The organism is Metamycoplasma subdolum, assembly GCF_033546815.1.
Taxonomy (GTDB): Bacteria; Bacillota_I; Bacilli_A; order Mycoplasmatales; family Metamycoplasmataceae; genus Metamycoplasma; species Metamycoplasma subdolum.
In genome coordinates, this window is sequence record NZ_CP137846.1 from 341,706 (window position 1) to 365,502 (window position 23,797).

The 23,797-nt window shown below is 30.6% G+C and carries 33 protein-coding genes and 2 pseudogenes; 3 read left to right on the forward strand and 32 right to left on the reverse strand.

From position 1 onward, the window contains the following. Positions 1–736: 736 nt before the first annotated feature. From rpmF to rpsJ, 30 genes and pseudogenes are all read right to left on the reverse strand, one after another. Positions 737–934, reverse strand: a complete 198-nt coding sequence (gene rpmF / locus R9C05_RS01450; RefSeq protein ID WP_121940724.1) for a 50S ribosomal protein L32 — start codon at positions 932–934, stop codon at positions 737–739. A gap of 71 nt (positions 935–1,005) precedes the next feature. Continuing rightward, entirely contained in the window at positions 1,006–1,371 is a 366-nt protein-coding gene (rplQ, locus tag R9C05_RS01455; RefSeq protein WP_121940723.1) for a 50S ribosomal protein L17, read from the reverse strand. Further along, entirely contained in the window at positions 1,371–2,417 is a 1,047-nt protein-coding gene (locus R9C05_RS01460) for a DNA-directed RNA polymerase subunit alpha (RefSeq protein WP_121940722.1), read from the reverse strand. Before R9C05_RS01460 ends, rplQ begins: the two co-directional genes overlap by 1 nt. Positions 2,418–2,432: 15 nt before the next feature. After that, positions 2,433–2,807, reverse strand: a complete 375-nt coding sequence (rpsK, locus tag R9C05_RS01465; protein WP_121940721.1) for a 30S ribosomal protein S11 — start codon at positions 2,805–2,807, stop codon at positions 2,433–2,435. 2 nt (positions 2,808–2,809) lie between these two features. Next, positions 2,810–3,178 carry a 30S ribosomal protein S13 gene (gene rpsM / locus R9C05_RS01470; RefSeq protein ID WP_121940720.1) on the reverse strand — a complete coding sequence of 123 codons (369 nt, stop codon included), beginning with the start codon at positions 3,176–3,178 and terminating at the stop codon, positions 2,810–2,812. Positions 3,179–3,181: 3 nt separating this feature from the next. Beyond that, positions 3,182–3,295 (reverse strand): 50S ribosomal protein L36, encoded by a 114-nt coding sequence (gene rpmJ, locus R9C05_RS01475; RefSeq protein ID WP_080696082.1) that lies wholly within the window; start codon positions 3,293–3,295, stop codon positions 3,182–3,184. Between the two features lie 12 nt (positions 3,296–3,307). Further along, the gene (gene infA, locus R9C05_RS01480; protein ID WP_121940719.1) at positions 3,308–3,523 is read right to left on the reverse strand and encodes a translation initiation factor IF-1; all 216 of its coding nucleotides are present in this window, start codon (positions 3,521–3,523) and stop codon (positions 3,308–3,310) included. Continuing rightward, entirely contained in the window at positions 3,523–4,275 is a 753-nt protein-coding gene (gene map / locus R9C05_RS01485) for a type I methionyl aminopeptidase (protein ID WP_121940718.1), read from the reverse strand. The genes infA and map overlap by 1 nt, the downstream gene beginning before the upstream one ends. A 49-nt stretch (positions 4,276–4,324) precedes the next feature. Next, the gene (locus tag R9C05_RS01490) at positions 4,325–4,975 is read right to left on the reverse strand and encodes an adenylate kinase (protein ID WP_121940717.1); all 651 of its coding nucleotides are present in this window, start codon (positions 4,973–4,975) and stop codon (positions 4,325–4,327) included. Then, positions 4,969–6,438 (reverse strand): preprotein translocase subunit SecY, encoded by a 1,470-nt coding sequence (gene secY / locus R9C05_RS01495; protein ID WP_121940716.1) that lies wholly within the window; start codon positions 6,436–6,438, stop codon positions 4,969–4,971. Before secY ends, R9C05_RS01490 begins: the two co-directional genes overlap by 7 nt. Next, complete coding sequence (gene rplO, locus R9C05_RS01500) at positions 6,438–6,872, reverse strand: 50S ribosomal protein L15 (protein WP_121940715.1); 435 nt, start codon at positions 6,870–6,872, stop codon at positions 6,438–6,440. Before rplO ends, secY begins: the two co-directional genes overlap by 1 nt. A gap of 58 nt (positions 6,873–6,930) precedes the next feature. Then, positions 6,931–7,623: a 30S ribosomal protein S5 gene (gene rpsE, locus R9C05_RS01505; RefSeq protein ID WP_121940714.1), complete on the reverse strand. Its 693-nt coding sequence runs from the start codon at positions 7,621–7,623 to the stop codon at positions 6,931–6,933. After that, positions 7,623–7,973, reverse strand: a complete 351-nt coding sequence (rplR, locus tag R9C05_RS01510; RefSeq protein WP_241857320.1) for a 50S ribosomal protein L18 — start codon at positions 7,971–7,973, stop codon at positions 7,623–7,625. Before rplR ends, rpsE begins: the two co-directional genes overlap by 1 nt. A 20-nt stretch (positions 7,974–7,993) precedes the next feature. Further along, positions 7,994–8,533, reverse strand: a complete 540-nt coding sequence (rplF, locus tag R9C05_RS01515) for a 50S ribosomal protein L6 (RefSeq protein WP_121940713.1) — start codon at positions 8,531–8,533, stop codon at positions 7,994–7,996. A 6-nt stretch (positions 8,534–8,539) separates the two neighbouring features. Beyond that, entirely contained in the window at positions 8,540–8,956 is a 417-nt protein-coding gene (gene rpsH / locus R9C05_RS01520; RefSeq protein ID WP_121940712.1) for a 30S ribosomal protein S8, read from the reverse strand. Positions 8,957–8,958: 2 nt separating this feature from the next. Further along, entirely contained in the window at positions 8,959–9,144 is a 186-nt protein-coding gene (locus tag R9C05_RS01525; protein WP_121940711.1) for a type Z 30S ribosomal protein S14, read from the reverse strand. A gap of 12 nt (positions 9,145–9,156) precedes the next feature. Beyond that, entirely contained in the window at positions 9,157–9,711 is a 555-nt protein-coding gene (gene rplE, locus R9C05_RS01530) for a 50S ribosomal protein L5 (RefSeq protein WP_121940710.1), read from the reverse strand. An 8-nt stretch (positions 9,712–9,719) separates the two neighbouring features. Beyond that, entirely contained in the window at positions 9,720–10,061 is a 342-nt protein-coding gene (gene rplX / locus R9C05_RS01535; RefSeq protein WP_121940709.1) for a 50S ribosomal protein L24, read from the reverse strand. Further along, entirely contained in the window at positions 10,061–10,429 is a 369-nt protein-coding gene (gene rplN / locus R9C05_RS01540; RefSeq protein ID WP_121940708.1) for a 50S ribosomal protein L14, read from the reverse strand. The genes rplX and rplN overlap by 1 nt, the downstream gene beginning before the upstream one ends. Beyond that, the gene (rpsQ, locus tag R9C05_RS01545; RefSeq protein ID WP_121940782.1) at positions 10,422–10,670 is read right to left on the reverse strand and encodes a 30S ribosomal protein S17; all 249 of its coding nucleotides are present in this window, start codon (positions 10,668–10,670) and stop codon (positions 10,422–10,424) included. The genes rplN and rpsQ overlap by 8 nt, the downstream gene beginning before the upstream one ends. A 524-nt stretch (positions 10,671–11,194) precedes the next feature. Further along, positions 11,195–11,383: pseudogene (gene rpmC, locus R9C05_RS02925) on the reverse strand (50S ribosomal protein L29); the annotation flags it as partial. Next, positions 11,383–11,808, reverse strand: coding sequence for a 50S ribosomal protein L16 (rplP, locus tag R9C05_RS01555; RefSeq protein WP_121940707.1), 426 nt, complete (start codon positions 11,806–11,808; stop codon positions 11,383–11,385). The gene rplP and the pseudogene rpmC, both read right to left, overlap by 1 nt. Further along, positions 11,768–12,568 carry a 30S ribosomal protein S3 gene (rpsC, locus tag R9C05_RS01560; RefSeq protein WP_121940706.1) on the reverse strand — a complete coding sequence of 267 codons (801 nt, stop codon included), beginning with the start codon at positions 12,566–12,568 and terminating at the stop codon, positions 11,768–11,770. Before rpsC ends, rplP begins: the two co-directional genes overlap by 41 nt. Positions 12,569–12,885: 317 nt before the next feature. Beyond that, positions 12,886–13,278 (reverse strand): annotated as a pseudogene (gene rplV / locus R9C05_RS01565) (50S ribosomal protein L22); the annotation flags it as partial. A gap of 6 nt (positions 13,279–13,284) precedes the next feature. Beyond that, the gene (gene rpsS / locus R9C05_RS01570; protein WP_121940705.1) at positions 13,285–13,560 is read right to left on the reverse strand and encodes a 30S ribosomal protein S19; all 276 of its coding nucleotides are present in this window, start codon (positions 13,558–13,560) and stop codon (positions 13,285–13,287) included. Then, positions 13,560–14,405: a 50S ribosomal protein L2 gene (rplB, locus tag R9C05_RS01575; protein ID WP_318613893.1), complete on the reverse strand. Its 846-nt coding sequence runs from the start codon at positions 14,403–14,405 to the stop codon at positions 13,560–13,562. Before rplB ends, rpsS begins: the two co-directional genes overlap by 1 nt. 85 nt (positions 14,406–14,490) lie before the next feature. Then, positions 14,491–15,039, reverse strand: a complete 549-nt coding sequence (gene rplW / locus R9C05_RS01580) for a 50S ribosomal protein L23 (RefSeq protein ID WP_121940703.1) — start codon at positions 15,037–15,039, stop codon at positions 14,491–14,493. Beyond that, positions 15,039–15,920: a 50S ribosomal protein L4 gene (rplD, locus tag R9C05_RS01585; RefSeq protein ID WP_121940702.1), complete on the reverse strand. Its 882-nt coding sequence runs from the start codon at positions 15,918–15,920 to the stop codon at positions 15,039–15,041. Before rplD ends, rplW begins: the two co-directional genes overlap by 1 nt. Continuing rightward, positions 15,920–16,768, reverse strand: coding sequence for a 50S ribosomal protein L3 (gene rplC / locus R9C05_RS01590; protein ID WP_121940701.1), 849 nt, complete (start codon positions 16,766–16,768; stop codon positions 15,920–15,922). Before rplC ends, rplD begins: the two co-directional genes overlap by 1 nt. Before the next feature lie 82 nt (positions 16,769–16,850). After that, on the reverse strand, positions 16,851–17,159 hold the full coding sequence (gene rpsJ, locus R9C05_RS01595) for a 30S ribosomal protein S10 (RefSeq protein ID WP_121940700.1): 309 nt from the start codon (positions 17,157–17,159) through the stop codon (positions 16,851–16,853). A 427-nt stretch (positions 17,160–17,586) separates the two neighbouring features. Here rpsJ and R9C05_RS01600 point away from each other — a divergent pair, with 427 nt between their 5' ends. The 3 genes from R9C05_RS01600 (at position 17,587) to rpmE (ending at position 20,887) form a co-directional block, all read left to right on the forward strand. After that, the gene (locus tag R9C05_RS01600) at positions 17,587–17,886 is read left to right on the forward strand and encodes a hypothetical protein (RefSeq protein WP_121940699.1); all 300 of its coding nucleotides are present in this window, start codon (positions 17,587–17,589) and stop codon (positions 17,884–17,886) included. A gap of 256 nt (positions 17,887–18,142) precedes the next feature. Next, positions 18,143–20,530: a phosphoketolase family protein gene (locus R9C05_RS01605; protein WP_318613894.1), complete on the forward strand. Its 2,388-nt coding sequence runs from the start codon at positions 18,143–18,145 to the stop codon at positions 20,528–20,530. A 141-nt stretch (positions 20,531–20,671) separates the two neighbouring features. Continuing rightward, a complete protein-coding gene (gene rpmE, locus R9C05_RS01610; RefSeq protein ID WP_121940697.1) occupies positions 20,672–20,887 on the forward strand; it encodes a 50S ribosomal protein L31 in 216 nt (71 codons plus the stop codon). Between the two features lie 79 nt (positions 20,888–20,966). Here the strand turns inward: rpmE and R9C05_RS01615 are convergent, their stop codons facing one another. Continuing rightward, the gene (locus R9C05_RS01615; protein WP_121940696.1) at positions 20,967–21,218 is read right to left on the reverse strand and encodes a hypothetical protein; all 252 of its coding nucleotides are present in this window, start codon (positions 21,216–21,218) and stop codon (positions 20,967–20,969) included. 133 nt (positions 21,219–21,351) lie between these two features. Further along, positions 21,352–23,766, reverse strand: a complete 2,415-nt coding sequence (gene leuS / locus R9C05_RS01620) for a leucine--tRNA ligase (protein WP_121940695.1) — start codon at positions 23,764–23,766, stop codon at positions 21,352–21,354. Positions 23,767–23,797 lie beyond the last annotated feature (31 nt).

Genomic DNA, 23,797 nt, shown 5'->3' on the forward strand with positions numbered 1-23,797 from the left:
CTTTATTGTTTTTTTATCAATATTCATAATAATAGAATTGGAAACTATACCAAACTTTAAAAAATATAGGATTTGGTATTTGACTTTGTCAAGTCTATCATTATTACTATTTATAGTATTCATATCATTATTTATAAAATCTCTTTTAATAACTTATGCATATTTAAATTTACTTTATTCAGTACTTAGAATAGTAATCTCAATTATTTTTGTTTCATTTATTTCTTGTTTCATTTATCAATTAAAGAAAAAAACATTATTCACTTTTTTCAAAATAAGCGAATTAAATTTATAAAAATCTTTAGTGTGCAAAATCGATGGGTTAAAATAAAGCAAATTAACTAAGGCAAGTCTAATCGACTTGCTTTTATTACATTTTTTTACCACTTGATTGTTGATTTTAAAGCATTGAATTTTATTGTTAAATTGTCTTTTATTTTTGCATTTAATGGAAGGGCTCGTTTATTTAGGATTTGAAGTTATAAATTTAAAAAAGAAAAAAGTTTTTTCATTTTAATTATGTTATACTTTAGTTAGTTCAACTATTCGTAGTTGGATTTACATAGTAAATGTCTTATCCGAGTAATTTACTTTACTTATTTCACTGAATAATTGAAAATAGGGGCTGAGGCGTCTATTTTCTTTTTGTTTTTAGGGTAAATTATTGAAATAAAAAATCATCACAATTTAAGTGATGAAATTTTTAAATTTATTCTTTATTTAAAAGCAAATTTGATTATTTTGATTTGTCATTTTTAGCAACTTTAATGATTTTTTTGCCTTTGTAAAAACCACAAAATTCACAAGCACGGTGAGGTAAGATTAATTGTTTGCAATTTGCACATGGAGTAGTCATATTTTCATCTAATGCGTGATGTGATCTACGTAATGCTTTTCTTTGTTTACTAGTTTTTCTCTTTGGTACAACAGCCATGATATTTCTCCTTTTTTAAATTATTTTTAATTAAATTATTTAAGTAGTTTGATTAACTTTGTTCAGGTTAATTAAACAAATGAAATAATAGCCATTTTAGCATTGTTGCCTTGTGCGTTTGCAATTTTTGTAATTCTAGTATATCCACCATTTCTTGTTTTGTATTTTGGTGCTAAAATGTCAAATAGATATTGAACAACATCTTTGTTTGCAACTTTAGAAGGAACGTTTCTTAAGTATTTAATTGCTTGTCTTCTGCTAGCTAAAGTATTAAGTTTACCTAAAGTAATCATTTTTTCAACTTTTGAGCGAATTCTTTTAGCTCTTTCTAAAGTGGTTTTAATTTCACCGTGAACGATTAAATCAGTTACTAAATTTCTTTCGACATGATTTCATCATTCATGGTTTCTTCTAAAAACTTGTTTTGGATTTGCCATTATTCTTCTCCTTTTTCGCTAGCTTCAATGTTTTCTTTTATTTCATCTTCATCAAGATGTTTTTCTTTTCAGTCGTGAATTTTTTGAATAATATCTTCAACTGATTTTTTACCTAAATTTTTGATATTAGCTAAATCATCATCGGTTAATTTGATAAGTTCTTCAATTGTTTCATATCCTGCTCTTCTTAAAGCGTTTAATGAACGAATAGTTAAATTTAATTTTTCAATTGTTTGAGAAACTTGTTTAGTTTTTTCTTTCTTAACTTTGTTTTCATCAAATAATTCGATTGTCTTTTTAGCGTCAATGTTTCCAATAATTTGGAAGTGAGCAATGATTATTTTTGCAGCTTGTTCCATTGCTTCGTCACAATCAACGGTTTTATCTGTAACAAGTTCAATTCTAAGTCTTTCTTCGATTGTTTTTGAACTCGTGTTAAGTTCTTCGGTTTTGATTGCACATCTTTTTACAGGACTAAAGTCTGAATCGATTGCAATGAATTGTCCGTTTTTAATTTTTGATTCAAGTTTTGGTCCATATTCTAAAATAGTGTTTTTATTTTCTTCAAAGTCAATGTATCCACGACCTGTTCTTAAAAATAGATCAAACTCAAAAACTTGTTTTTTGGTGATTGTACAAATGTATTGATCTTTATTAATAATTTCTATTCCACCTGTAGTTAAAAATCCTTCAATGTCTGATGCAAAAATTTCACCTTCTTTGTTAGTTTTGAATGAAATTTTGGCAAGGTTATCTTTTCCAAATGCTTCTGGTGTATAAGTGAAACGAATTTTACGAATGTTTGAGATTAAAGTAATAACATCTTCTTTAATTCCTTCAATAGTTTCGTATTCATGTTTAACGTTATTAATTTTTATTGCAAATGGAGCAGCTGAGGTTATAGATGAAAGTAAGGTTCTTCTAATTACTGTTCCGATTGTATTTGCGAAACCTCTCATAAGAGGTTCAATAATATAAACAGTGTCAAAGTCGCTTACTCTTTCGCTTTTAAGTTCTTTGTAATTAATTTGCTGTATTTTTTCCATTTTTACCTCGTTATATTAAGCTCTTTTTAAGATTTTTTTAGGTGGACGGGTTCCGTTATGTGGAGTTGGGGTAACATCCTTAACTTCTTTAATTTGTAAACCACTTGTTTCAATTTGTTTTCTTGCTGTTGATTTTCCAGGGCCAACACCTTTAACTAAAATTGAAACTTCTTTTAAGCCAAATTCTTTTGCTTTTTCTAATGCTGCAGCGGCTGCAAGTCCAGCAGCATAAGGAGTTTTTTTCTTAGTTCCCTTATAACCAATAGCACCTGAAGATGATCATGCAAAAACATTTCCTTTTAAATCTGAAAAGGCAACGATTGTGTTTTGATAGGTTGAGTGAATATGGGCAATTCCAGATGTAATAGTTTTTTTATTCTTTTTAGCCATTTCTATTTACCTTTCTTTCCAGCAATTGTTTTTCTAGGACCTTTTCTAGTTCTTGCGTTTTTCTTAGTGCTTTGTCCTCTAACTGGTAAACCTTTTCTGTGTCTTATGCCACGATATGATTTAATTTCCATAAGTCTTTTGATGTTAAGGTTTACTTCTCTTTTTAAATCACCTTCGGTGATATAGTTTTTAGCTTCATCACGAATACGAGTAAGTTCTTCTTCGCTTAAATCTTTAACTCTTTTATCTTCATCAACTTTTGCATTTTTTAAGATTAATTTTGCAAGTGATGGACCAATACCAAAAATGTAGGTTAGAGATACGACTACACGTTTGTTATTAGGAATTTCAACGTTTAAAACTCTGGCCATATTTTATCCTTGTCTTTGTTTGTGTTTTGGATTAATACAGATTATTCTATTAATACCATTTCTTTTAATTAATTTGCAATCTTTGCAAATACGCTTGATTGAAGCTCTAACTTTCATGCTTTCTCCTTGTTATTTATGTCTATAGATAATGCGACCCTTAGTCATGTCATAAGGACTAAGTTCGACGTCAACTTCATCACCAGGAAGCATGCCAATATTGTGTAAAGTCATTTTGCCTGATGTGAAAGCTCTGATAGTTAAACCATTTTCAAGTAATACTTCATAATCTTTGGTTGAAAATTTTTTAACTATTTTACCTGACATTTTTATTGCGTCTTTTGCCATTAAATATTATCTCCTGAGAGTATGTATGCTTTATTGTCTTTGATTAAAACAGTTTGTTCATAATGAGCTGTGTTTTTGCCTGAGGCACTAATAACAGTTCATCCGTCATCTTTAATTTTGATTTGTTTAGTTTTTTGCAAGATCATTGGTTCAATGCAAATAACCATATTATTTCTAATAAGAGGGCCTGTATTTTTTTCACCGTCGTTATATACATAAGGATCTTCATGTAAACTTTTGCCAATACCATGGCCGGTAAATTCGTCTGGTGTAAAAAAGCCTCTTTCTTTAATTAGTTTGCCAATGGCAAAGCTAATGTCGCCTATTCTTTTGCCAACTTTGATGGCATTAAATCCAGCGTAAAATGCGTCTTTGGCACAAGCAATTAATGCTTTATCTTCTTCACTTATATTTCCAACGCCTTTTGTAAAAGCAGAGTCTGAATAATATCCTTCATAAATTGCTCCGCAATCTATTTTGACAATGTCTCCATCTTTTACAATATAGTCACTTGGAATTCCGTGAATTAGTTCTTCATTAACTGATATACAGCAAGTTGCAGGAAAACCATATTGTCCTAAAAATGCTGGTTTTGCACCTCTTTTATTAATTTCTTTAAAAGCTACGCTATCAATTTCTTTTAAAGAAACTCCTGGTCTTATGAAGTCATATAAAATGGTTTTTACTTCTGCCAAGATTGAACATGCTTTTTTAATCTTTGAAATTTCTTCGTCTGTTTTAAAAAGTATCATATTTAAAGCCTCTTTTCGAAAATTTAAGGTATGTATTTTTGAATATATTTTAAAGCAGTTTTTTAATGCTTTCAAAGACATCTTTAGCGCTTCTAAAAGCATCAATTTCATAAAGCATGTTTTTCTCTTTATAGTAGTTTATTAAAGGTTCAGTTTGAGTTGAGTATACTTGAATTCTTTTTGTTACAACGTCTTCATTATCATCGCTTCTTTTAACAAGAACTGCGTTACAATTGTCACAGTGAATGTTGTCCTTTGAAGGCTTTGTTACAAGGTGATAAATCTTCTTGCAATTTGGGCACATGCGACGTTTGGTAAGACGTTCAACAATTTGTTTTTCAGTAATATTTAATAAAATTACTTTATCAATTTCAATTGAATCTTCTTTAAGTTTGATTAAAAAATTTGCTTGGTCTATTGTTCTTGGATAGCCATCTAAAATAAATGATTTATTTTCTTTTTTAAGTTCTATTAATTTATTTTTAACAATTAAGTTTGTGATGTTATCAGGAACATATATTCCTGAATCTAAAAGATTTTTAACTTGTTTGCCAAGGTCTGTTTCATTTTTAATTTCTTGTCTGAAAATATCTCCAGTAGAAAGGTGAAAATAACTAAATTCTTTGGCAAGCATTTTAGCAAGTGTTCCTTTTCCTGCACCTGGAGGACCTAAGAAAATTAAGTTTGGTTTATTTATCATATTAAATCCTCTTCTTCTTCGCCATAAACCTCTTTAAGTTCACGAATTTGTCTTCTCTTTCTTGCAAGTTCTTGTGATTTATATCTTGCTTTAATTTGTTGAACAGTTTCATATGCTGTTGATACTAAAATCATAATAGTTGTTCCACCAAATGCAATTGATGCAGGCATGCCTAACATTTGTTGAATATATTGAAGTGCACCAAGTAAGATTAGATAAATTGATGAGAAAAATGAAAGACGAATTACGACATCAAGAAGATAATTTTCAGTTTGTTCTCCCGGTCTAATTCCAGGAATGAAGGTTGAACTTTTAGCAAAATCTTCACTGATTTTGTCAATTTTTGATTGTTGAATTCCCATTAAAATTGTTAGTCCGAAACTAACTAATATAAAGAGAATAAAACCTAAAGGTTGAGTTAATTGTAAGTTTTTATAAACTCAGTTGTAATAAGCACTAGTGTTTGGATCCATTAAGTTTGCAATCATTGTTGGAACTGAAAGAATCATTAGTGAGAAAATGATTGACATAATTCCAGCTGGGTTTGCTTTAATTGGCATGTAACTTAGTTCTTTTTCGTTTTTAGAAAGACCAGCACCAACTTGTTGAATTGGAATATGTCTTTCAGCAATAGTGAAGATTATTACAATAAATATTACAAGTAAATAACCTAACATGTAAACGGAAAAGTTTATAACATCTCTTAAAACAACTGAAGATTGTTTTGCACTTGGAACAAAGAATTCAAATGCAGATTTGAATGTAGGAATTAAGTTTGAAGCAATACCTACAAAAATTAGTAAGCTTGTTCCATTTCCTACACCACGGTTTGTAATTTGTTCTGATAGAAACAAGGCAAAGAATGAACCTGAGATTAAAATCATAGGAACAATTAAGTAACTAAATAGTTCTCTTCCTTTTGAACCTAAAACTTTAATAACACTATCGTCATATTTAATTCCAAATCCAGTGGTTGTTTTTGCTAAAGCACGAGTTAATAAAAGTGCTTGAATGATAGCGAAAATTATTGTTAAAAAGTAAGTGATAAAATTAATTTTTATTCTTCCCTGAGGTCCAGATTGACTGAGTCTGTGGATGGCTGGGAAGGCTTTTGTTTGTAAAATCATCATAACTAAACTTGCCGAAATGAAAGGACTTATTCCGAGTGCTAAAACTGAGAAGTTTCTAAGTCCTCCACCACCTACAAGGTTTAAAATTCCGACAAAGTCGCCTTGTTGAATTTTGTCTTTATTAACAAGGCTAACTCCAGGTATGGTGATTGTTTGTGCTGCTAGAAAAAGGATTAAAATTGCAAGCGTAAATAATATCTTCTTAAAAAGAGAATGGTTTTTTCATCATTCGATTCAAGCATTTCTCTTTTCGTTGAAGAATTTATCAATCGCAAGCTTACGATCTAGCTTTTCGGTTATATCATCTTTTTCTTTACGCAACTTTTTCGCCATTATTTAACCTCGATTTTGCCTCCGGCTTTTTCTATCGCTTTTCTAGCTGAAAGAGAAAGTGAAGGAATTTGTACGTTTAATTTTTTTGTTAAAGTTCCATTACCTAAAATTTTAACTGGTAATTTTCCTTTAATTAGGTTATGAGATGAAAGTGTTTCTTCATTAACTTTTTCTCCAGCTTTAAAAGCTTTTTCCAATTGAGAAAGATTAACAACTTGGTATTCAATGTGATTTACATTGTTGAACCCACGTTTTGGTATTCTTCTAAATAGTGGGTTTTGTCCCCCTTCAAATCCAAGTCTTACTGTGCTTCTTTTTGTTTGCCCTGATTGTCCGCGACCTGCTTGTTTACCTTTACCAGCAGCGTGTCCTCTACCAACACGGTGTTTTTCTTTTCTAGCACCTTCAGTAGGTTTTAATGTATGTAGTTTCATCATATTCTCCTTATTTTACTAATTTTGTGAAAGTATTCAAATAATTAAATGAAATTAATTATTTAGATAATAGATGTTTTACATCAATGTCACGAAGTTCAGCGATTTTTTCTACTGTTCTTAATTTTTTAAGAGCATTAATTGTGGCTTGAACAATGTTTTGTTTTGTTCTTGAACCATAAGTTTTGGTAGAAATGTCGCTGTAACCTGCAAGTTCAACTACGGCACGAACAGTGTTTGAGGCAATGATTCCGGCACCCTTTGGAGCTGGACGAAGTTGCACTTTTGAAGCTAAGAATTTTTCTTTAATTTCATGAGGGATTGTTCCTTTAATAACAGGAACGAAAATAATATTCTTTTGAGCGTCTTTTACGGCTTTTTTGATGGCATCTTGAACTTCGTTTGCTTTTCCGTGTCCAAAGCCAACTTTACCTTTTTTATCGCCCACAACAACATAAGCTGAGAATGAGAAACGACGTCCACCTTTTACAACAGTTGTAACTCTGGCAACATCAATAACTTTTTCTTCATATTGTTGTTCAGTTTGAAAGTTTGATTTTCTGAATGGTTTTTGATCTTTTTTGAAGGTTTTGTTTTGTTGTGGTTTTTTATCTTTTAAATCTTTGTTTTTATCTTCGATTTTACGACTTACTACTTTAGTAGCTTTGGCTTTTTCAGCTGCTTTGATTTCTTCTTCAGTAGGTTGTTTAACTTCTTTATCTAAGATTTCTTTAAGTGTTTTGTCTTGCATTAGAATTTAATCCCTTCTTCGCGTAGTGTGTCGCAAAATGTTTTAATTTTACCGTGATAAATATAACCTGAACGATCAAAAACGATTTTGTTAATTTTTGATTTTTTAAGACTTTTTGCAAAGTCTTGTGCGACTAGTTTAACTGAGTCATTATTTTTGGTTTTAAGAGCTAATTTTTGAGTTGATGATGAAGTTATGGTTAAATGATTTAAATCATCAATTGCTTGAGTGTAAAAATGATGTAAAGATTTATAAACTACAACTCTTGGGCAAGATTTTGAGCCTTTTGCAAGCTTGTTTGTAATTTTTAAATGTTTAGCTTTTCTTTTGTCATTTCTAGATAAAATCATATATTCTCCTTTTAAACATGCTATTTAGCAGCAGTTTTTCCTTCTTTACGACGGATAACTTCATCTTTGTACATAATTCCTTTTCCTGAATAAGGACTTGGTTTTCTAATTTTTCTTAAATTAGCTGCAAATTCACCAACAATTTGTTTATTAATACCTGAAATTGTAATGTTAGTTGGTTTAGGTACTTCTACCTTTAATTCTTGAGGAATTCTTAGTAAGGTCGGATGTGAATAACCTGCAATTATTTCAATTTCACTTCCTTTTAAGGTTGCTTTATAACCTACCCCTTTAATTTCGATTTCTTTTTTGTATCCTTTAGATACTCCGATTAGCATATTGTTAATATTAGCATTAGTAGTTCCGTGAAGCTGTTTTGTGGTTTTTTCTTCATTCGCTCTTATAGTTTTGATTTCTGAATTTTCAACTACAACTTTAATAAGAGGATTGAAGGTATATGTAAGTTCGCCTAAGTTTCCTTTTACTTTAATAGTGTTTTGGTTTAGTTCGACTTGAACGTTTTCTGGTACTTTTAAGATTCTGTTTCCAATTCTAGACATAATTTTTTACCATATGTAGGCAACTACTTCGCCACCTACGTGTGCCTTTCTTGCTTCTTTATCGGTTAAAAGTCCTTTTGAAGTTGAAATGATTGCTGTACCAAAACCTGAAAGTACGTAAGGAACTTGACTTGCTTGAGCATAAACTTTTAAGCCTGGTTTAGAGATTCTTTTAATTCCTGAAATCGCAGAGATGTTTTGATTCATTCCTTTGTATTTTAAGCTAACCTTAATTTCTTTGAAATTAGGTTTGTCTTTAACTTGTTGAACTTCAAAGGCTGAAATGTATCCTTCTTTTTTGAAAATTTCAAGAATTTTTACTTTTTTGTTTGAATGTGGAATTATAACTTCATTGTATTTTCTTGCAATGGCGTTTTTAATTCTTACAAACATATCTGAAATAGGGTCAATGATGATTGCCATAATTATCAGCTCGCTTTCTTTACACCAGGAATTTTTCCTTCATGTGCAAGTTCTCTAAAACAAATTCTACAAATTTTGTATTTTCTTAAAACAGCATGCACTCTGCCACAAATTTGGCAACGTGTATATTTTCTAGCTTTGAATTTTGGTTTTCTTTCAGCTTTTACCATTAATGATTTTTTTGCCATATTTAAGCCTTCCTAATTATTTGCCTTGCTAAAAGGCATTCCTAAGTATTTTAATAATGCTAATGCTTCTTTGTCATTGTTTGTTGAAGTAACAATAATGACATCCATCCCTTTTAATTTACGGATTTTATCGAAACTAATTTCAGGGAAAATAATTTCTTCTTTAATTCCAAGGGCAAAGTTTCCTCTTCCATCAAAACTTTTAGGACTAACTCCTGAAAAGTCACGAACACGAGGAAGTGCTACTTCAATAAGTTTAGTTAGAAATGATCACATACGATCACGTCTTAAAGTAACTTTTCCACCCATCGGCATGCCTTCACGTAGTTTTCATGAGGCAAGTGATTTTTTTGCTGTAGTTTTGAATGGTTTTTGTCCAGTAATTTGACTTAGTTCATTTAATACTTCTTCAATTGCTTTTGAGTTAGTAACTTCATTTCCGGCGGTCATGTTTACAATAATTTTTTCTAAACGAGGAGCTTGCATAGGTGAGGTAAAATTAAAATCTTTGATTAACTTTGGTCTAATTTCAGTTAAATATTTTTTTTCTAAAGCTAATTTTTTCATTTTTTCTCCTATTCTGCTACTGGTTTGTTTACCTTACGCATAACTCTAATTTTTTTGCCGGTTTTGTTGTCAATTTTTCAGCCAATTTTTGTGCCAACTGATTTTTGATTTTGGGCACCTTTTTTAAGTAGAAATTGAACGTTTGAAACATGAACTGGATATTCTTTTTTCTCAATTTTACCTTCTTGGTTTTCTTGACTTGGTTTGTGGTGTTTGGTTTTCTTGTTAATGTCTTTTAAAGTAACTGTTTGATTCTTTGAATCAGTTGCAAGTACTGCTGCAAATTTACCTTTTGATTTACCTGAGATAATTAAAACTATATCGTTTTTCTTGATCTTTGATTTAGCCATTATAAAACCTCCGCTGCAAGTGAAATTATTTTTAAATAACCTTTATCACGAAGTTCACGAGCTACTGGCCCGAATACACGAGTTCCTTTTAATGTGCCATCTTCTTTAATTAATACAACAGCATTATCATCAAAACGAATGTATGAACCATTATCTCTAGCAAGACCTCTTTTAGTTCTTACAATAACTGCTTTTGAAAGTTGTCCTTCTTTTACAACACCATTTGGAATTGCTTTTTTAACAGTAACAACTACAATGTCACCAATGTTAGTAGAACGAACAATTGATCCACCTAGGTTTTTAATAATCATTACTTCTTTTGCTCCTGAATTATCAGCAACATTACATCTTGAAAATTCTCTAAGCATTGTTTTTTCCTTCCACAGCTCTTTCTCTAATTTCTACAAGTCTGAAGTGTTTTGTTTTTGAATAAGGACGTGTTTCTTGAATTTTTACAATGTCGCCAATTTTTGCTTGGTTGATTTCATCATGAACTGCAAATTTCTTTGATTTCTTGAAACGTTTAGCATAAAGAGGGTGTTTTTCGTATGTTTCAACAATAACAGTAATAGTTTTGTTGTTTTTTGTACTTAAAACAGTTCCAACTAAAGTTTTACGACGATTTTCACGTACAACTTTTTCACCAGTTTCAACTTTAGCAGTAACTTTTTTAGCTTTAACTTGCTTAGTTGGTTTAACAGTTTTAGCTGGTTTAGTAACTTTAGCTGGCTTGGCAACTTTGGCTGCTTTAGCAGTTTCTGCTTTTTTAGGTGCAGTTTTTGTTGTAGTAGCTTTTTTAGTTTCCACTTTTTTAGCTGTTGCTTTTTTAGTTTCTGCCATTATTTTTTATCTCCTTTTTTTGCTTTAGTTTCTTTTTTAACTTTGACTTCTTTAGTTACTTCTTTTTGGGTAACTTTTGCTTTTGCAGTTTCTGCTTTTTTAGGTGCAGTTTTTGTTGTAGTAGCTTTTTTAGTTTCTTTAACTTTTGCTACTTCTTTAGTCTTGCTTTCTTTAGTTTTAGTAGTTTTAACTTCTTTTTTAGGTTCCTTTTTAACTTCTTTTTTAACTTTAATTTCTTGAGTTTTAGGTTTTAGTTGAGAAGCCTTAGTTGCTTGAAGTTTTTCTTTAGCTTCTTCTAATTTTTTGGCTTTTATTGCAGTAAGTGCTCTTGCTATGTCTTTTTTAACTGTAACAATTTTGTGAGTTTGATCTAATTGACGGGTTGCATTTTTGAAACGTAGAGAGAATAGTTCTGCTCTTAAATCAGCTACTAAATCATTAAGTTCTTTTAGTGATTTATTTTTTAATTCTGAATAAAGCATTATTTAACTCCTTCACTTTCTCTTGCAAGAATTTTTCAAGTAACAGGCAGTTTGTGGCCACCTAAACGTAAAGCTTCTTTCATAACGTCAACTTGATTTCCTTTAACTTCAAACATAACAGTTCCTTCTTTAACAACAGCAAATCATGCTTCAGGGCTACCTTTTCCAGAACCCATCCGAACACCAATTGGTTTAGAAGTTTTTGACATGTGTGGGAAGATTTTGATAATAACTTGACCTTCACGACCCATATGACGAGTAATAGCAATACGGGCAGCTTCAATTTGTCTAGCACTAATTCATGCAGATGAAGTTGATGCTAAACCAAATTCGCCAAATGAAACAGTATTGTTTCTGTGAGCTTTAACTTTGTCGTGGCGAATTCTAAACATTTTTCTGTGTTTCGTTCTTTTTGGTTGAAGCATTTCTTTCACCACCTTTTCTTCTATTATTATTAAATCTTCTATTGTCTCTATCTTTGTCTTGTCTGTTTGGTTTTTCTCTAAGTTCTTCTACAAGTTTTCCGTGTTTACTTTCATCTTGTGAAGATAAAATTTCACCTAAAGAAACTCAAACTTTAACACCAAGAATACCATAAGTTGTTTTAGCAGTTGTTACAGCATAGTCAACATTTTGTCTTAAAGTGTGAAGTTTCATTTCACCTTCAGTATAACCTTCAGTTCTAGCCATATCAACACCATTCAAACGACCAGCAACTGAGGTTTTAATTCCTTTAGCTCCAGCTTTCATTGCTGCTTTAATTGCTGCTTTTTGAGCAAGTCTAAAGCTTGCACGGTTTTCAAGTTTAATAGCAATTTGTTCAGCTAAAAGTCTTGCATTAACATCAGGTCTTTTTAGTTCTAAAACTTCGATTGTGATGTTAGCATTTTTGTTTTTTAAGAATTTTTTAAGAGATAAAAGTAATGATTTTAGATTGTCACCATTTTGGCCTAGAATTGCTGCTGGTTTAACAGTTTCTAAATAAACAATGGTATGTCCTTTTTGATCTCTTTTAATTTTTACTGAACCAATTAAGTATTCACGAACCTTTCTATCAAAGAAATCATAGATCTTTTGGTCTTCTAAAAGGAAGGTTGCAAATTTGTCTTTATCAGCATATCAAACAGTGTTATGTTCTTTGCTGATTCCATAACGAAAGCCATTTGGATTAACTTTTTGACCCATTATTTATCTCCTTTTTTAGTTTCTTTTTTAACTTTAGGTTCAACTTTTTTAGCTGGTTTTTTAACTTCTTTAGTTTTAGCAGTTTCTGCTTTTTTAACTGGTTCTTTTTTAGATGTTTTTGAAGTTACTTTTGTACTGTCTTTTTTAACTTCAGGTTTTTTAATTTCTTTTTTATTTGAAGTAGTTTTTTCAGTTTTTGGTTTTACTTCTTTTTTGGTTGAAGTTTTCTTTGCAGATTCAACTTTTTTAGGTTGTTTTTCAACTGATTTTTTAACTTCTTTTTTAACTTCTTTTTTGCTTTCTTTTGAAGTTTTGTTTTCTTTTTCCATTTCTTCAACGAATGAATCAAATGAACTATTTAATTCAGCAAGTTCGATGTAGAAGTGGCTTGTTCTTTTTAAGATTGGATAAGCTCTACCACGTGAGTGAGGTTGATATCTTTTTAAGGTTGGTCCATCATTTACTAGAAGTTTTGAAATTACTAATTGTGTAGCATCAAGTCCAGCATTGTTTGTTGCATTAGCAATTGCTGAATTTAAAAGTTTTAGGATAATACGAGCAGCTTTTTTGTGAGTAGTTTGTAAAATAACTAAAGCTTTGGTAGCAGTTTTGTAACGAATTAAATCGGCTACAAGTCTTGCTTTTCTTGGACTAATGTGTTGCATTTTAACACTAGCATGTACAGTTGATTTAAGGATGTCTTTTGTCATGATTTACTATTTCTTCCCCTTATCTGCACCATGTCCAGAGAATGTTCTTGTAGGTGAAAATTCTCCAAGTTTGTGTCCAACCATATCATTAGTTACAAAAACATCAACAAATGCTTTTCCATTATGTACTTGAAAAGTTAAGCCAACGAAATCAGGATAAATTGTTGAACGTCTTGATCAGGTTTTGATTGGACGTTTTGGGTTTTTACCTTCAACGATAGCCATAACTTTTTTCATTAAATGCTCATCAACAAATGGAGGTTTTTTTAATGAACGTGCCATTATTTAGATTCCTTTCTTCTTCTAATAATAAATTGATTTGATGCTTTCTTGGTTCTTCTAGTTTTAACACCAAGTGCTTTTTTACCTCAAGGTGTCATTGGTGATTTTCTACCAATAGGTTGTTTACCTTCACCACCACCATGTGGGTGATCATTTGGGTTCATTGCTGAACCTCTAACAGTAGGTCTAATACCTTTTAATCTGTTTCTTCCAGCTTTTCCAATATTTACAAGTGAATGTTCTTCATTTCCAACTTCACCAACAGTAGCACGACAAAGTCCTAAAACTTTTCTAACTTCGCCTGATTTAAGACGTAAGATGATGTATCTTCCGCTTTCATCTTTACCTAGAATTTGAGCACTTGATCCTGCTGAACGAGCAATAATTGCTCCTTGTTTTGGTTTAAGTTCAATGTTGTGAACGAAGGTACCTTCAGGAATGTTTTTTAAAGGCAATGAGTTACCAATTTTGATGTCAACATTATCTCCTGAAATAATTTCTTGACCAACTTTAATACCTTTTGGACTGATAATATATCTTTTTTCACCATCTTTGTATACTACTAATGAAATGTTTGCTGATCTATTTGGATCATATTCAATAGTACGTACAGTTGCAGGGATTAAATCCTTATTTCTTTTAAAGTCAATTAGACGATAAAATCTTTTAAGTCTTCCACCTTTATGACGGGTTGTAATTTTTCCTTGACTATTTCTTCCAGCTTTTGTAGGAAGTGGAACTAGCAATGATTTTTCAGGTAAGTGACCTGTTAAGTTTGCTTTGTAATCAAGTGAAGACATATTACGGCGACCGTTTGTATAGGCTTTAAATTTTTTAATTGCCATAATTTCTCCTTATCTAAAAATATTTGTTTCTTTTAGATTAATTAATTTATTTTTTTGATTAGTTTTATATTTTTTTCAAAACTAATTATTTGCTTTTAGGTGCAATTTTTCTTGTAGTTGCACTCTTTGTAGTAGCAGTAGAAGTTTTGGTTGCAGCAATTTTCTTAGCAACTGGTTTTTTAACTTCGTTTGCATTTTTTGAAGAAGATTTTTCGCTTTCTTCTTTTTTAGCTTTTGCAGCAGCAATTTTTTCAGCTGCTTTTTTCTCAGCTTCAGTAAGTTCGCCTTTTTTAGCATCTTTTTTAGCTTTTTTGGCTTCTTTTTCAGCTTGTTTTCTAAGTTCTTCAGCTTCTTCAGCATATAGAATGATCTTAGATTTTTCATCTAGATAAACGAATGCTTTTTTCAAAGCGTTACCAAATCCTTGTGATCTTCCAAGTCTTTTTGGCTTTTTATCATAGTTAGTTATATTAACTTTTAAAACCTTAACATCAAAGATGAATTCAACAGCTTTTTTAACTTGTATTTTATTAGCTCTCGGGTCAACTGCAAAGGTATAAATATTTCTTCCTGAACGAGCCATTTCTGATTTTTCAGTAGAAATTGGATATTTAATAACTTCATTAATATTCATTATTTCACCATCCCTTCTAAGTATTTAACATCATCTTTGGTTAAGATAAGTGCATCGGCAGCAACAAGTTGTTCAACTGATAGAGATGTAACTTTTGTAACTTCAACAAATGGTAAGTTTCTTGCTGATAAAAATACATTTTCGTCGCCTGATACAATCACAACTTTTCTTGTATTTAAAAGTCCGTGTTTGTTAAGTTCGATTAATAAAGTTTTAGTTGATGGTTGTTTGATTTTGAATTCATGAACTAAAACAGCGTGATCTTTAGCAAGAAGAGTAAGTGCTGATAATAGAGCATTTTTTCTTACTTTTTTGTTTACTTTTAGATTGTAATTTCTTTCAGTTGTAGGTCCAAATGCTCTACCACCACCGACCATAATTGGACTTCTTAATGATCCAGCACGAGCATTACCTGTACCTTTTTGAGCGAATGGTTTTTTACCAGTTCCGCTTACTTCAGCACGTGATTTTACTTTGTGAGTTGAAAAACGTTTTGATGCTCTTTCAGATAAAATTGCATCAAAGATTGCTTGTGAATAAACTTTACTAATCCCAAATACTGATTTTGGTAAAGTTGCTTCTAATTTAACTTTGTTTTGAACTTTTGCACTTTTTACTTGAACTTTAACAGCTTCTTTTTTAGTTGCTTTTTTAGGTTTAGTTTCAACTTTTAAAGAAGGTTTTTTAACTTCTTTAGTAGTTGATGAATTTTTAACCACTTCTTTTTTAGTCTTAACTACTTTTTCGGTTTTAACTTCTTTTTTAACAGTTTCTTTTTTAGGTTTAACTACTTTTTCAGTAGGCTTCTTAACAGCAGTTTTTTTAACTATTTCTTTTTTAGCAGTAGATTTTTTGCTGTCTAGTTTTTTACTTTCAGCCATTATTTATCTCCTTCTGCTTTTTCTTCTTTATTTTCTTCAGCTTTTGCCTTTTCAGCTTCTTCCTTAGCAATAGCTTCATCTAGAAGTGTTTTCATTTGTTTAACTGTCATTTGTGAGTTTAAGTCTAAATTATATTTTTTAGCTTGTTCAAGTAATTCGTTTTTAGCAAGTGCTTCTTTTAGATTAACAAGTTCAATTGGTTTTTCAGCTTTTTTAACTAGTGAAGTTTTTGCTTCTTTAATAACTACAAAAGCACCTTTTGGTCCAGGAATTGAACCTTTGATGATTAATAAGTTATTTTCGCTGTCTTCTTTAACAATTTCTAGGTTTTGATTTGTTACTTGTTCAACTCCTAGATGTCCAGCACCGTGCATACCAGGTCAAACGCTATTTCCGTTAATATCTCCTAGTGATCCAACTTGTCTGATAGGTTTAGAACCACCCCCACCACCATGAGATTTAGGTCCAATGTGTTGGTTTCATCTCTTAATGGTTCCGGCAAATCCTTTACCTTTTGAAATCGCAGTCACGTCAACAATTTCACCAGCACTAAATAATGAGGCATCAATTGTATCACCTAATGCATATCCTGACATGTTGCGGATTTCTTTTACGAAGCGCTTAGGTGTTGTGTTTGCTTTTTTGAAATGGTTAATTTCAGGTTTTTTGAAATGTGTCTTCTTCTTATCTTCAACGGCAAGTTGAGTAGCAACATAACCGTTTTTTTCTAAAGTAAGAATGCTAGTCACAACATTTGGTTTAACTTCAACTAATGTAACAGGAACTAAACGTCCATCTGAAGTAAATAGTTGAGTCATTCCAACTTTACGTCCTAAGATTCCTTTCATCATTTTCCTTTCATTCTGTGTTTTTGTAAGCATTTTTTGCACAAAAAAAATACCTTAAAAAAAATAAAATACTGTTAGCTAACTACTTAACAGTTTTTACACTAATTTGAACTCCGGCTGGAAGTTCAAGTCTTTTTGCTTTGTCAACTAAAGCATCTGAAACATTGCTTAAAACAATTAACCTCTTGTGAGTTCTGCTTTCAAATTGTTCACGGCTAGTTTTATTAACATGAACAGATCTTAAAATTGTAATGATTTCTTTACGAGTAGGTAAAGGAATAGGACCACTAATTGTAGCCTTTTCACTTTTCGCAAGCATTACGATTTTTTTAGCAGCATCATCAATTTGATTAACGTCAAATGACTTTAGTTTAATTTCTAATTTACTCATGTTGTTCTCCTTTGTTCTTATTTTGAACTAACTCAACATAAATTGTCAATACCCGAGTAAAACAACTAAGCTCGGCGTACCGTAACCTTATGTGTCAAAGTTGTAGTTGCTTTTCAATTATAACAAGAAAATAAAAAATACTATAAAAAAATATTTTTTTCTTTAGAAAGGTTAATTAACTTAATGTTTTAAGTTAAAAAATTTCCTTAATTTTAAGCAGTTTTTTGGCTAAAAATTTGACCTATAATTTACCACAAAATGAAAGAAAAAGTAGTTAGAAAAATATAAAAATTAAATTTGCAATAAAAGTGGAATTTTTTTGCTTTTTTATGTGTTAAAACTTGAAAAATTAGCAAAAATTAAGCCTAAAAATTTAAAATTTATATAATAGTTGAGAGTTAAAAAAAATGTAATTCAAGGAGATAAAATGAAAAGCAAAAAAATATTTTTAGGTCTAGGTGCTGCAGCAGTTGCTCTTTTACCTTTAGCAACAATTAGCTGTACAAAAGAAGACATGGAATACAAAAAGCTACAAAAAAGAGCTAAAAAATTACTAGGATCAAACAAACTTGACAAAGCAAGCAAAAAAAATCTAGAAGATCTTTTAGCAAAAGACAGAGAAAACTTCAAAAAAGCATCAAAAGAAGAAAAACAAGCTATTAACAAAGCATTAGACACAATGATTACTGCATTAGAAAAACTTGTTGAAGCTTTCAAAGAAAGATAGTTGTAGTTTCAAGAAAAAGGTGACTTTAAATAAGTCACTTTTTTATTATGTTTTTTTATAAAACATACTAATTTTTATCAAATAAAAAATTTATTTTTTGTCTTTTGAATAAAACAAAAAAATTAAATTTATAGAAATAATGTAACTAAATTAAAATTGACTTTTAGTTTAAAATTTAAAATCTTTTCATATACAATTTAAATACTATTACATAATAATAAATAAGGAATTTTTATAAAAATAAGGTAAGGAAGTAATGAAAAAAACAATTTACGATTCAAAAGAATATCTTGAAAAGATGAATAAATATTTTAGAGCTGCTAACTATTTATCAGTAGGTCAAATGTATTTAAGAAATAATCCACTTTTAAAAAGTGAATTAACAAGTGATGATGTAAAAATCTATCCAATAGGACATTGAGGAACAATTCCTGGTCAAAATTTTATTTACGCTCACTTAAATAGGGTAATCAAAAAATATGATTTAAATATGTTCTATATTGAAGGCCCGGGACATGGCGGACAAGTTATGATTTCTAACTCATATTTAGATGGATCTTATTCAGAAATTTATCCTGAAATTAGCCAAGATGCAAAAGGAATGCAAAAAATGTTCAAACGTTTTTCATTCCCTGGCGGAACTGCAAGTCATGCTGCACCTGAAACTCCTGGTTCAATTCATGAAGGCGGTGAACTTGGTTATAGTTTAAGTCATGCAACTGGTGCAATTTTAGATTCACCTGATTTAATCGCAGCAACTGTTGTTGGTGATGGAGAGGCTGAAACTGGCCCACTTTGTGCAAGCTGATTCTCTAATGTTTTTATTAACCCAGTAAATGACGGAGTGGTTTTACCAATTGTTCATGTTAATGGTGGAAAAATTTCAAACCCAACAATTTTAGCAAGAAAAAGCAACAAAGACTTAATTGATTATTTCTCAGGAATGGGATGAGATGCAATAATTGTTGAAGGCGATGATGTTAAGAAAATGCACGTTTTAATGGCTAAAGCAATGGATAAAACAATTGAAAAAATCCTTGAAATTAAAGCATTTTTCAAGGGGAAAAAAGCAAGCGAAGCAATTAGACCTAAATGACCAATGTTGGTTGTTAAAACTCCAAAAGGTTGAACTGGTCCAAGCGAATGAAATGGCCAAAGACTTGTTGGGAGTTTTAGAGCACACCAAGTGCCAGTTCCAGTAAGTGCTAAAAATATGGAGGCTGTTGACGCTTTAACATATTGACTAAAATCATATAAACCAGAAGAACTATTCTTAGATGATGGAAGTGTAGTACAAGATATTAAAGATACAGTTCCATCTGGTTTAAAAAGAATGGCAATGAACCCAGCAACTAATGGTGGAATTAATCCAAAAGTTTTAAATTTACCTGATTGAAAAAAATACTCTCTTGATGTTAAAAAAGGTGAAACCAAGAGTCAAGACATGGTTGAACTTGGTAAATATTTAAGTGAAGTTATTACAAACAACCCAGATAATTTTAGAATTTTCGGTCCTGATGAAACTAAATCAAACCGTCTTTATGACATTTTTAAAGTAACTAAAAGACAATGGCTTGAAGAAGTTAATCCATTATTAGATGAATGAATTGGACCTGAAGGTAGAGTTATTGATTCACAACTTTCAGAGCACCAAGCCGAAGGCTTCTTAGAAGGTTATGTTCTAACTGGAAGACATGGATTTTTTGCTTCATATGAATCATTTTTAAGAGTAGTTGATACAATGTTGACTCAACATATGAAATGAATGAAAAAATCTTTAGAACTTCCTTGAAGAAAAGATTTTCCTTCATTAAACGTTATTGCTACTTCAACTGCTTTTCAGCAAGATCACAATGGTTACACTCACCAAGATCCCGGACTTTTAGGCCACCTTGCAGATAAAAGACCAGAACTTATTCGTGAATACCTTCCAGCTGATACCAACACTTTATTAGCTACAATGGATAAATCACTAACCGAAAGAAACGTAATTAACTTAATTGTTGCATCAAAACAACCAAGAGACCAATTCTATACTAAAGATGAAGCCGAATATCTTGTTGAAAAAGGTTTAAAAGTTATTGATTGAGCTTCAACTTGTAAAGATGATGAAGAACCAGATTTAGTTATTGCTGCAAGTGGAGTTGAACCAAACATTGAAGCACTTAGTGCTATCACTTATTTAAATAATCACTTTAAAAACTTAAAAATTAGATACGTTTATGTTCTTGATTTATTAAAACTTCGTCACCCTTCAATTGATCCAAGAGGAATTAGCGATAAAGAATTTGATAAAATCTTCACTACAAATAAACCAGTTGTCTTTGCATTCCATGGATTTGAAGCACAACTAAGAGATATTTTCTACCCACGTAAAAATAGAAAATTAATTCCTCACGGATACCGTGAAAATGGTGATATTACAACTTCATTTGACATTCGTCAACTTTCAGAAATGGATCGTTTCCACATCGCAAAAGATGCTGCTCTTGCAACTTTAGGTAAAGATGGTGACAAATTTGCTAAATTAATGGATGAAAAGGTTGCTGAACATAACGCATATATTAAAGAATATGGTTACGACATGCCTGAAGTTCTAAATTGAAAATGAGAAAATGTAAGCAAAGTTAAAAGTAAAAAATAAATTCTAAATTAAAAAACCAAACATTTAATTCAAAAAATTACTTAATTTAGTAAAATTAAAACTCCAAGTTTTCAATTTTATGCTAAAATAACAATCAGTTAATTGAGAGTTAAACAATTTTAATTTTAAAAAGGAGTAAATATGAAGAAAGACATTCACCCTAAATTTCAACAAATTACTGCAACATGTACTTCATGCGGTAAAGAACACGTTTTCGGTTCAACTGCTGAAAAAGTTACTTTAGATGTTTGCTCTAACTGTCACGCATTTTACACTGGCGACCGGTCAACTGTTAAAGCACGTGGACGTGTTGAAAGATTCCAAAAAATCTTGGAAAAATCTAAATCAAAAAAATAATTCAATATTTATAAATTAGCGGTTTCGCTAATTTTTTTTATCTTTTAAATGAAAAAGCATGCCTAATTAGGCTAGCTTCTTAAACTACATAATGAATGCCAAAATTGTATGCTGTTGAGCTTTCACTATTATCTCATTTCATTGTTGCACCATCTTTTGTTTTAAATTCTCCTTTTGGTGATGACATAAGTTTAACAGCTCCTACTATTGATGTAACTGCACTAACTCCTAATGGAATTAAAGTAAAAATTGTTGTTAATAAGGCTGAAATTGCTAGGCCTCCTTCAAGGTTTTTTCACTTGGTTTTTTCTAATGGTTTAAATTCATGCATTTTTTTATCCCTCCAACTTTTACTTTACGCAACAAAAAACAATTTTCTTCAAATTTGAGAAAACTTTGTGAAAAGTCGCTTAATACATTATGTAATAATGTTATGAAAGAAAAAAGCCGCATGTTGCGGCATTTTATTTCACTATGATATTTAATATTTTATCCTTGACATAAATTTCTTTAACTATCTTTTTACCGTCAAGTCATTTTTTAACACTAGGTTGAAGTTTGGCTTGCTTAATTATTTCTTTTTCATCTCAAGAATCTAAAATTTCAATTTGTCCTCTTACTTTTCCGTTTACTTGAATTCCAATTGAAACATTCTTTTGAATAATTTTTTCTTTTTCAACAAAAGGTCAAGTTTGTTTTTCCAAACTTTGAGCATTAATTAGTTCTAATATTTCTTCAGCTAGGTGTGGCGCAAAAGGTGAAAAAATAATTGCAAATTTTTTCAGAACATCATATGAAGGAATTGATTTTAATGAACTTAAATAATTAATAAATACCATCATTTTTGAAATAGCGATATTAAATTTCAACTTGTTAATATTATCTTCAACATCCAAAATAAGTTCATTAATTTTTGATTCAAGTTCATCGTTTTTATCATTTGGTTTTAAGTTTCCACTTACAAAATAATTAACTTGATTATATATTTTTTCAATTCACCTTCTAATGCCATTAAGCCCATCAGTGCTTCATGATTTTGAATCAGTTAAGGGCCCTAAAAACATCTCAAAAACTCGAATAGCATCAGCACCATGACTTGCAACGATTTCATCAGGATTTATTACATTTCCAATTGACTTAGACATCTTTTGTCCATCTGGTCCTAAAATAAGTCCTTGATTAACTAATTTATGAAAAGGTTCTTTTGTTGGGACAACTCCTATATCGAATAAAAAGCGATGTCAAAAGCGAGCATAAAGTAGGTGTAGAACAGCATGTTCTTGACCACCAATATAAAGGTCAACTGGAAGTCATGATTCAAATCTTCTTTTTGCCTCATCGCTATCTAAAGGAACATAACTTCCATCTGGATTTTTTAAAATATATGCTAAGTAATATCAACTTGATCCAGCTCATTGTGGCATAACGTTTGTGTCGTGACTAAATTTTTTACCATTAATAGTAACGTTTGTTCAGCTTTTAATATTCGCTAAAGGCCCTTTAGTTGATTTTGAAGGTTTTATATTATTTGTTTCAGGAAGCATCACAAGTTCTTTTACTAAATAGATATTTCCATCTTCATCAAAAAGAACTGGAAAAGGTTCTCCTCAATAACGTTGTCTACTGAAAATTCAATCTCTTAATTTATAAGAAACTTTCTTTTTTCCAATGTTATTTTCAATCAAGTAGTTTTCTAAAATCTGCTTTGATTCAAGAACATTTTTAGAATTTATCAATTCACTATTTATATGTTTTCCATCTCCTAAATAAGGAAGGTTTTTATCATCAACATCAATGATTTTATTTACTGGTAAATTGTACTTTTTACTAAATAAAAAATCTCTTTCATCATGTGCAGGAACTGACATTACTGCCCCAGTTCCATAGCTCATTAAAACATAATCTGCAACTCAAATAGGGATAAGTTTTTTTGTTAATGGGTGAACTACAAATGAACCAGTATTAACTCCAGTTTTATCCTTTTCAAGTTGTGTTCTTTCAAGTTCAGTTTTAAGCTTAGTCTTTTTTAAATAAGCTTCAACTTTACTTTTAAATTCACCTTTGGTAAGTTCTTTTACAAGTGGATGTTCAGGACTAATTACAACTGCTGAAACACCGTAAATTGTGTCAAGTCTAGTAGTGAAAGTTTCAATGTATTTTTTAGTATTTGAAACCTCTCATTTAACAATATGACCCTCGCTTTTTCCAATTCAATTTTTTTGTAAAAGTTTTAAACTTTCTGGCCAGTCAAGTTCTTCAAGTCCTTCAAGTAATTTTTCAGCATATTGAGTTATTTTTAAAACTCATTGTTTCATTGGTTTTTTAACAACTGGAAAATTACCCCTTTCACTTACTTTTACACCATTTACTTCAATAACTTCTTCATTTGAAAGCACTGTTCCAAGGCCTTCACATCAATTAACATCAACTTCTTCAATTGATGCAAGCCCTTCTTTATAAAGTTCCTTAAAAATTCATTGAGTTCAAACATAAAATTTTGGATCAGTTGTATTTACTTCTTTGTCAAAATCATATGAAAAACCAAGTGATTTTAATTGTTTTCTAAAATTATTGATATTCTCATTAGTAAAAGATGCAGGATGATTTCCTGTTTTAAGTGCATATTGTTCAGCAGGAAGACCAAATGCATCTCATCCAATTGGATGCAATACATCAAAACCTTTTAGTCTTTTATATCTACTTATAATGTCAGTTGCAGTATAGCCTTCTAAATGTCCGACATGCAATCCAGCACCTGAAGGATAAGGAAACATGTCTAAAATGTAAGCTTTTTTATTAGCTTTTTCTTTAGTTTTGAATGTTTTATTTTCTTCCCAATATTTTTGTCATTTTTTTTCAATCTCTGAGTGTTTATACATATTAAAAAATTATAGCAAATTTTAAAATAAT